General features: G+C 65.6%; 8 protein-coding genes and 1 pseudogene. 7 read left to right on the top strand and 2 right to left on the bottom strand.

What is annotated here, in order from left to right:
- From hflX to ACYP5B_RS35890, 7 genes and pseudogenes are all read left to right on the top strand, one after another.
- A partial coding sequence (gene hflX, locus ACYP5B_RS35920; protein WP_459572815.1) for a GTPase HflX occupies positions 1–676 on the top strand: 676 nt, incomplete at its 5' end.
- 104 nt (positions 677–780) lie between these two features.
- Entirely contained in the window at positions 781–2,187 is a 1,407-nt protein-coding gene (hflK, locus tag ACYP5B_RS35915) for an FtsH protease activity modulator HflK (protein ID WP_459572813.1), read from the top strand.
- Between the two features lie 11 nt (positions 2,188–2,198).
- Positions 2,199–3,107 (top strand): protease modulator HflC, encoded by a 909-nt coding sequence (gene hflC / locus ACYP5B_RS35910; RefSeq protein WP_267603615.1) that lies wholly within the window; start codon positions 2,199–2,201, stop codon positions 3,105–3,107.
- Positions 3,108–3,343: 236 nt separating this feature from the next.
- Complete coding sequence (locus tag ACYP5B_RS35905) at positions 3,344–4,507, top strand: ATP phosphoribosyltransferase regulatory subunit (RefSeq protein WP_267603614.1); 1,164 nt, start codon at positions 3,344–3,346, stop codon at positions 4,505–4,507.
- 114 nt (positions 4,508–4,621) lie between these two features.
- A complete protein-coding gene (locus tag ACYP5B_RS35900; RefSeq protein WP_400097536.1) occupies positions 4,622–5,962 on the top strand; it encodes an adenylosuccinate synthase in 1,341 nt (446 codons plus the stop codon).
- A 152-nt stretch (positions 5,963–6,114) separates the two neighbouring features.
- On the top strand, positions 6,115–6,675 hold the full coding sequence (locus ACYP5B_RS35895) for a phosphoribosyltransferase (protein WP_400097538.1): 561 nt from the start codon (positions 6,115–6,117) through the stop codon (positions 6,673–6,675).
- A 20-nt stretch (positions 6,676–6,695) separates the two neighbouring features.
- A pseudogene (locus ACYP5B_RS35890) lies at positions 6,696–6,899 on the top strand (GntR family transcriptional regulator); the annotation flags it as partial.
- A gap of 139 nt (positions 6,900–7,038) precedes the next feature.
- On the opposite strand, the gene ACYP5B_RS35885 reads toward ACYP5B_RS35890, so the two are convergent.
- Positions 7,039–7,650 carry an NAD(P)-dependent oxidoreductase gene (locus tag ACYP5B_RS35885; protein ID WP_400097540.1) on the bottom strand — a complete coding sequence of 204 codons (612 nt, stop codon included), beginning with the start codon at positions 7,648–7,650 and terminating at the stop codon, positions 7,039–7,041.
- 71 nt (positions 7,651–7,721) lie between these two features.
- Positions 7,722–8,156, bottom strand: coding sequence for an Rrf2 family transcriptional regulator (locus tag ACYP5B_RS35880; protein ID WP_459572812.1), 435 nt, complete (start codon positions 8,154–8,156; stop codon positions 7,722–7,724).
- Between the last annotated feature and the right edge of the window lie 464 nt (positions 8,157–8,620).

Here is an 8,620-nt window from a genome sequence, read left to right as displayed (position 1 = left end):
GCGCGCGCGCAACGACACCCTGAGCATCTCGCTGGTCGGCTATACCAACGCCGGCAAGTCGACGCTGTTCAACGCCCTGACCAAGGCGCGCGCCTATGCCGCCGACCAGCTGTTCGCCACGCTGGATACCACTTCGCGCCGGCTGTACCTGGACGGCGTGGGCAACGTGGTCCTGTCGGATACCGTGGGCTTCATCCGCGACCTGCCGACCCAGCTGGTGGCCGCATTCCGCGCCACGCTGGAGGAAACCGTGCATGCGGACCTGCTGCTGCACGTGGTCGACGCCTCCAGCCCCGTGCGCCATGAGCAGGTCGAGCAGGTCAACCGCGTGCTGGCCGAAATCAATGCTGACGACATCCCGCAGATCGTGGTGATGAACAAGATCGACGCATCGCCGGAACTGCTCGAGCAGGGCCCCCGGGTGGAGTGCAACGAGGAGGGCGTGCCGACCCGCGTGTTCGTCAGCGCGCGCGACGGCATTGGTCTGGATACCTTGCGCGAGGCGTTGGTGGAAGTGGCGCGCTGGCTGGCCGAGCGCCCGCCCGAACGCCCCCCGCTGGACCCGCGCCTGGCGGATGCGCAGTCCTACCCCGACGCAGACGCCGATGGCGATGCCTTCGGCGATTTCGATGGCGAGGACACCCGGGTGGATCCGGAAGAACCCGACACGCAGTGAGCCAGTTCGACGGAAATCGCGGCCAGATTGCCCCAAATGGGCAAAAGTGGCGTCGATGACTGTTAGAATCCCCTTGTTCCAACTATCCCGGACCCGTGCACTTCATGCCCCTGTTTCCCCGGAATTCTGAATCGAGCCATGCCTTTGGCAGCCGCGCAGGTGGCCGCAACGGCGGCCATGCACCGTCGCGAACGGCCTGGCAGCGTTTGCGCGCGATCCTGTCGTTGAACGATCCACGTTGGGGTCGGGGCGGCCCGGATGACGAAGACAAAGACAAGGACAAGGATAGCCGCGACAACAATCGCCAGCAAAACCAGCGTCCGCCCCAGGATGGTCCCCCCGATCTCGATGAGCTCTGGCGCGATTTCAACCGTCGCCTGAACGGCCTGCTCGGCCGCAAGGAGAACGGCAGTGGCGGCAACCAGGGCTTCGGCGGCGGTGCGCGCACGCCGGGAAAGGGCTCGGGGATCGGCGCCGGCGTGGTGGTGATCGCGGCGATCGGCATCTGGCTGGCCAGCGGTTTCTTCATGGTGCAGGAAGGCCAGACCGCCGTCATCCTCCAGTTCGGCAAGTTCAAGTACACCACGGGCCCGGGTATCAACTGGCGCCTGCCGTACCCGATCCAGTCCGCCGAGATCGTCAACCTGTCGGGCGTGCGCTCGGTTGAAGTGGGCCGTGCCACCTCGATCAAGGACAGCAACCTGAAGGACGCGTCGATGCTGACGCAGGACGAGAACATCATCGACGTCCGCTTCACGGTGCAATACGACATCCAGGACGCGAGCGAATTCCTGTTCTACAACAAGACCGACCGCGGCGGCGACGAGGAACTGGTGACCCAGGCTGCCGAGACCTCGGTGCGCGAGATCGTCGGGCGCAACAAGATGGACGCGGTGCTCTACGAGAACCGCGAGCAGATTGCCCAGAACCTGGCCACGTCGATCCAGTCGATCCTGACCGCGTACAAGACCGGCATCCGCGTGATTTCGGTCAACGTGCAGAGCGTGCAGCCGCCCGAGCAGGTGCAGGCCGCCTTTGACGATGTCAACAAGGCCAGCCAGGACCGTGAACGTGCCATCAGCGAAGGCCAGGCCTACGCCAATGACGTGATTCCGCGCGCCAAGGGTACCTCCGCGCGCCTGAACGAAGAAGCCGAAGCCTACAAGGCGCGGGTAACAGCCCAGGCCGAAGGCGATGCCTCGCGTTTCCGCCAGGTCCAGGCCGAGTATGCCAAGGCCCCGCAGGTGACGCGCGATCGCATCTATATCGAGACCATGCAGCAGATCTATACCAATTCGACCAAGGTGCTGGTGGATTCACGCCAGGGCAACAATCTCCTCTATCTGCCGCTGGACAAGCTGATGTCGCAATCCCAGGTGGATGCCCGCGCGCCGGCTGCCGGCGCTGGGCAGGCCCCTGCCGCGGGCGGCGGCACGTCTCCCGCGCCCGATGCCAGCAGCGATAACCGGTCGCGCGAGCTGTTGCGCAACCGTGACCGCGATTCGCGCTGAGGAGCCCCGACATGAACCGACTGATTTCCGTAGTAATCGGCCTCTTCATCGTGCTGGCGATCGGCTCCTCGATGGTGTTCGTGGTGGACCAGCGGCAGTACGCCGTGGTGTTCGCCTTTGGCGAGATCAAGCAGGTGGTGCGTGAGCCCGGCCTGCACTTCAAGCTGCCGCCCCCGCTGCAGAACGTGATCTTCATGGATCGCCGCCTGCTGACCATCGACGTGGCCGCTTCGGAGCGCTTCCTGACGGCCGAGAAGAAGAGCATGGTGGTGGACTGGTTCGTCAAATGGCGCATCACCGATCCGCGCAAGTTCTTCGTGGCCTTCAATGGCAACATCCGCGGCGCACAGGACCGCATGACCCAGCGTATCGACTCCGTCGCCCGCGAGGAATTCGGCAAGCGCACGGTGGCGGAGCTGGTGGCCGGCGAGCGTGAGAAGGTGATGCAGAATATCCGCTCCGCGATGGCCGACTACGCGCAGTCCGTGGGCGTCGAGATCATCGACGTGCGCCTCAAGCGTGTCGACCTGCTGCCCGCGATCAGCGAGTCGGTGTATCGCCGCATGGAAGCCGAGCGCAAGCGCGTGGCCAACGAGCTGCGCTCCACCGGCGCGGCCGAAGGCGAGAAGATCCGCGCCGATGCGGACCGTCAGCGTGAAGTCGTGCTGGCCGAGGCCTATCGCGATGCGCAGAAGATCAAGGGCGAGGGCGATGCCCGCGCGTCGCAGATCTACGCCGAATCGTTTGGCCGCGATCCCCAGTTCGCGCAGTTCTGGCGCAGTATGGAGGCCTACCGCAATACGTTCCGCGACAAGCGCGACGTGCTGGTGCTGGAACCCAATTCCGACTTCTTCCGCTACATGCGGTCGTCGGGCGGCGCGGCGGCGCCGGCGGCAGCGCCTCCGGCGAGCCGTCGCTAAGCTAGGCGGCTCCGTCCGCTAGGCGCTTCGACAAAACCCCGGCTTGCCGGGGTTTTGTCCGGCTGGAGGGGTGGCAGCGGAAGCTGATCCAGGGGCGCCGCTGCCGTCTCATCCGCCCTGCCAGGTGACTGGTTCCCCGCTTGCGGCCGGCGCCCCCGGCACGGCGCGCGGCGGGATCGAATTTCAACGGGTGGCTCAAGGCCGCCCGGCAACTGTGTGAAGTGAAGAGATTTACCATGTCCAATCACTGGCTCCTGCCTGAAAACATCGCCGACGTGCTGCCGTCGGAGGCCCGCAAGATCGAAGAATTGCGCCGCCGCATGCTGGACTTGTTCCGCACCTACGGCTATGAGCTGGTCATGCCGCCGATGCTGGAATATCTGGAATCGCTGCTCACCGGGACCGGGCACGACCTCGACCTTCGCACCCTCAAGCTGGTCGACCAGCTCTCCGGGCGCACCATGGGCCTGCGCGCCGACATCACGCCACAGGTAGCCCGCATCGATGCCCACTTGCTGAACCGCTCCGGCGTGACCCGGCTGTGCTACGCCGGCAATGTGCTGCACGCCCGCCCGGCGGGCTTTCGCGCAACCCGCGAGCCGATCCAGGTTGGCGCGGAGATCTACGGCCATGCCGGCCTGGAAGCAGATGTCGAGATCCAGGCCCTGATGCTGGCCACGTTGCAGGTTGCCGGCCTGACCGAGATTCGTCTCGACCTGTGCCATGCGGGCATCCTGGAAGCCTTGCTGGACGGACTGCCATCCAGCCGCAAGATCGAGGATGCGCTGTTCGCGGCCCTGGAAACCAAGGATGTCTCGGCGCTGCGCGAGTTGACCGAAGGCATGCCGCAGGCCGAGCGCGATGCGCTGCTGGCGCTGCCGACGCTGTACGGCGGTGTGGAAGTGATCGAGCGCGCCCGCGCGACCCTGCCGGCGAGCCCGATGATCGGCCGCGCGCTGGACGAACTCGCCGCGCTGGCCGCCGAGGTGAGCGGGGCGAGCGTCAACATCGATCTGTCCGACCTGCGCGGCTATCACTATCACAGCGGCGTGATGTTCACGGCCTATGTGGCTGGCTTGCCCAACTATGTGGCGCGTGGTGGCCGCTACGACAAGGTCGGCGAGGCCTTTGGCCGCGCGCGGCCTGCAACCGGCTTCTCGCTGGATTTGCGCGAGGTTGCCTCGCTTTCGCCGCTGGAAGTACGCGCGTTTGCCATTTTCGCGCCGTGGGATGCGGATCCCGCCCTGCGTGCCGCGATTACCGCGCTGCGCGCCGCCGGCGAGATCGTCATCCAGTCGCTGCCGGGCCATACGCACCAGCTCGACGAGTTCAACTGCGACCGCCAACTGGTCCGCCAGGATGGCGGCTGGACGGTGATTCCGCGCAGCGCCGGGGCCTGAGCGCAAGCGCCAGGCCGCGGAATTCCCCCGCGTTGCAGGCCGATCTCCCCAAAATCGGGGAGTTGACCAGCAACGAGAGTAAAATACGTTTTTAACCCACTGACCAAAATCAACATGTCCGCTTCTGCAGTAAGCCAGGGACGCAATGTCGTCGTGATCGGCACCCAATGGGGTGACGAAGGCAAGGGAAAAATCGTCGATTGGCTTACCGATCATGCAAAGGGCGTGGTGCGGTTCCAGGGCGGCCACAACGCTGGCCATACGCTCATCATCGGCGGCAAGAAGACCATCCTGCGCCTGATCCCCTCGGGCATCATGCGCGAAGGCACGATCTGCTACATCGGCAACGGCGTCGTGCTGTCGCCGGAGGCGCTGTTCCGTGAGATCGAGGAACTGGAAGCCGCCGGCCTGCAAGTGCAGAACCGCCTGCGCATTTCCGAAGCGACCACGCTGATCCTGCCGTACCACGTTGCCATCGACAAGGCCCGTGAAGTGCGCCGTGGCGCCGACAAGATCGGCACCACCGGCCGCGGCATCGGCCCGGCCTACGAAGACAAGGTGGCCCGCCGCGCGCTGCGCGTGCAGGACCTGTTCGATCCCAAGTGCTTCGCCGAGAAGCTGCGCGAGAACCTCGACCTGCATAACTTCATGCTGACCCAGTACCTGGGCGCGGAAGCCGTCGATTACCAGAAGACCCTGGACGAAATGCTGGCCTACGCGCCGCGCCTGGCCCCGATGGTGGCCGACGTGTCGGCCGAGCTGTACGCGGTCAACGCTGCCGGCGGCAATCTGATGTTCGAAGGCGCGCAAGGCACGCTGCTTGACGTCGACCACGGCACCTATCCCTTCGTCACCTCCAGCAACTGCGTGGCCGGTGCGGCCGCCGCCGGCGCCGGTGTTGGCCCGGGCCGCCTGAACTACATCCTGGGCATCACCAAGGCCTACTGCACCCGCGTGGGCGCAGGCCCGTTCCCCAGCGAGCTGTACGACAACGACAACCCCAAGCGCCAGGACCCGGTGGGCGTGCGCCTGGCCAACGTCGGCAAGGAATTCGGCTCGGTGACCGGGCGTCCGCGCCGCACCGGCTGGCTGGACGCGGCCGCGCTTAAGCGCTCGGTGCAGATCAACGGCGTGTCTGGTCTTTGCATGACCAAGCTCGACGTGCTGGATGGCCTCGAAACCCTCAAGCTTTGCGTGGGCTACGAGCTGGACGGCAAGACCGTCGACATCCTGCCGCGTGGCTCGGATGCCGTGGCGCGCTGCGTGCCGGTGTACGAGGAATTCCCGGGCTGGAACGAATCCACCTTTGGCGTGAAGGCCTGGGATGCGCTGCCGGAACAGGCTCGCACCTACCTGAAGCGCGTCGAGGAAGTGGTCGGCATCCCGATCGACATGATCTCGACCGGTCCGGATCGCGACGAAACCATCCTGCTGCGTCACCCGTACGTGGCCTGATGTTGTCTTGGCCCGCAAGGGCGCCGCGCGGCTGAAAGATGCCGCGCCGGTAAAAGACCGCAAAAGCACAAGAGCAAATCGGCCCGCGCAAGCGGGCCGAAACTTTATCGGTCAACAGACCATAAGCCTAAAGCCGAAGAGCTAAAACAATCATGACCCTGCCATCGAACGACGACGAGAACCTGTGGATCTCGTGGGACGACTACCATAGCCTGATCGCGCGCCTGGCGCTTAACGTCCACGAGTCGGGCTGGAAGTTCGACAAGATCCTCTGCCTGGCCCGCGGTGGCCTGCGCGTTGGCGACCAGATGTCCCGCATCTTCGACGTGCCTCTCGCCATCCTGGCCACCAGCAGCTATCGCGAGGCGGCGGGCACCCAGCAGGGCGACCTCGATATCGCGCAGTACATCACCATGACCAAGGGCGACCTCACCGGCAAGATCCTGCTGGTCGATGACCTGGTGGATTCCGGCGTCACGCTGGAACGCGTGGGCCGCCATCTGCAGGAGCGCTATCCCGCCGTGACGGAAGTGCGCTCGTCCGTGCTGTGGTACAAGGCCTGCTCCAAGGTCAAGCCGGACTATCACGTGACCTTCCTGCCGACGAACCCCTGGATTCACCAGCCGTTCGAAGAGTACGACACGCTGCGCCCGCACAACCTGGCGGCCTGGCTCAAGCGCGGCAAGCACGCCGCCGGCGGCTCGCAGGCCTGATCCACGGGCCGCCCGGGCAGATGAGCGCGCAATCGAGCGGGCGGGGTGCTGCCGCGCGGGCATCGCGTTCACAGGTGGCCTATCACAGCCTGCGCGACGATATCTTTGCCTTTCGCCTGCTGCCCGGCGACCGCTTTACCGCGAGCGACGTTGCCGAGCGGCTCGGCATCTCGCGCGCCCCGGTGCGCGAGGCCCTGCAACGTCTGCAGGGCGACGGCCTGGTCGCGGTGCTGTTCGTGTTGCTGTCGGGCGTGGTGTTCCTGGGGTGGGGCGAAATCTTCCCGCTCTTTCCGTCCACGCTGACCGACAGAAAAGGCGGGGGGCGGCTTGCCGCGGCCCCCGCCGTTGCCGTCCGTTTCCTGCTTAGTAAGCGACCGTGTAGCGCTGGCGCGAGTGCGCCGGCTTTTCCACTTCATCGAGCATGGCGATGGCGTAGTCCTCCATCGAGATCCAGCTTTTGCCGCTGGCGTCGGTGAGCAGCGTCTCCTCGCCCACGCGGAACTTGCCGGTGCGCGTGCCCGGCTCGAACAGGGCGGCGGGGGACAGGAAGGTCCAGTCGATCGCGGTTTCCTTGCGCAGGGCATTGAGGAAGTCGCGTCCGGCCAGGGCCTCGGCCTTGTAGATTTCCGGGAACTGCGGCGTGTCTACCAGTTGCACTTCCGGTGCCACGTAGAGGCTGCCTGCGCCGCCCACTACCAGCAGGCGGGGCACGGCGGCGGCCTTGACCGCGCCGATGATCTGCTCGGTCGTGGCCTGCAGGAAGCGTACGGTGCTGATTGCCACGTCATGGCCGGCAAGGGCGGCTGCCAGGGCCTTGGTGTTGGCGACATCCGCATTGACGGTGGCGAGGCCCGGCCGCGCGGGCAGCTTGTCGGCCTGGCGCGCGATGGCGGTGACCGTGTGGCCGCGGCTCAGGGCTTCGTCGATGAGGCGGGTACCGACACGGCCGGTGGCGCCGATGATTGCGATCTTCATGCTGAACTCCTTTGTTGCTCTGTTGAATAACGATATGAAACCACGGCGGTTACACATCGGGATAAAAATTTTTACGTCTTGCGTTGCCGCGCCGCGCGCTCCACGTCGGCGAGCATGCCGGCAATCGTGATCTGCGCCAGCGCGCCATCCATCGCGGCCTGGGCGCGGTCCACTGCGTGCTTCAGCGCGCCGGTGATTTCCCGTCCCACCATGCAGGCCGGGTTGGGCACGCTGTGATGCGGCGCGATCAGCGTGGCCGACTCCACCGCGCGGAACACGTCGAGCAGCGTGATCGATGCTGCCGCGCGCGCCAGCGAGGCGCCGCCGTTGCTGCCCATCATGGTGCTCACCAGTCCCGCCTCGGCCAACTGGCTGACCAGGCGGCGGATCAAGGCGGGGTTGGTGCCCACGCTACCCGCGATCAGCGACGACGGCAAGGGCTCGGTGGCGCTGGCCAGCAAGGTCAGGATATGGACGGCGACGGCGAAGCGGCTGCTGGTGGTCATGGTTGGCGAGGCAATGTGAAACTATCTTAGTTACAGATGGCGGGCGCTGTCAAGCGGCGGGCGCGCCACGCTGGCGCGCCAACGTGGTACGCGCCTGCAGCAACAGGGTGGTTTGCGCCGGAAAACGTCGGAAAACGCGACATTCCGGCGTGCGAATGGCGGAAGAATGCCGGGAGCGCCACTGAAACTGATACACTCACCCGCAGCGCAGCAGTCGGCTGCTGCTCCGGCCGCGCCCTGGCAGTTCGTGTGAGCGTCAGGCCGTGTGGATGAATCTGTCTCAGCGGGTGCCTCAGCAGGCAACCCAGCAGGCAAGAGCGGACTCCACCCCCGGAGCGGTCGTTGCTGCGACTGGTATTTATTAATTAGTTAAGTCGCGCAGTCGCGCCAATATCGAATCGGGAGTGCAAAGTTGCAAGATCAGACGCCGGAAAACAAAAAACCCGCAGGGCTCGAAAGCGCTG

It is taken from the genome of Cupriavidus sp. 8B, assembly GCF_054589115.1.
The sequence above is the reverse complement of the archived record's forward strand: the minus strand, read 5'-3'. Positions and strand labels throughout refer to the sequence as shown.

Bases quoted from the DNA above. Each gene is read 5' to 3' on its own strand.
- ACYP5B_RS35900 (WP_400097536.1), top strand. From the start codon at position 4,622: ATGTCCGCTTCTGCAGTAAGCCAGGGACGCAATGTCGTCGTGATCGGC.
- ACYP5B_RS35905 (WP_267603614.1), top strand. From the start codon at position 3,344: ATGTCCAATCACTGGCTCCTGCCTGAAAACATCGCCGACGTGCTGCCG.
- ACYP5B_RS35885 (WP_400097540.1), bottom strand. From the start codon at position 7,650: ATGAAGATCGCAATCATCGGCGCCACCGGCCGTGTCGGTACCCGCCTC.
- hflC (WP_267603615.1), top strand. From the start codon at position 2,199: ATGAACCGACTGATTTCCGTAGTAATCGGCCTCTTCATCGTGCTGGCG.
- ACYP5B_RS35895 (WP_400097538.1), top strand. From the start codon at position 6,115: ATGACCCTGCCATCGAACGACGACGAGAACCTGTGGATCTCGTGGGAC.
- hflK (WP_459572813.1), top strand. From the start codon at position 781: ATGCCCCTGTTTCCCCGGAATTCTGAATCGAGCCATGCCTTTGGCAGC.
- ACYP5B_RS35880 (WP_459572812.1), bottom strand. From the start codon at position 8,156: ATGACCACCAGCAGCCGCTTCGCCGTCGCCGTCCATATCCTGACCTTG.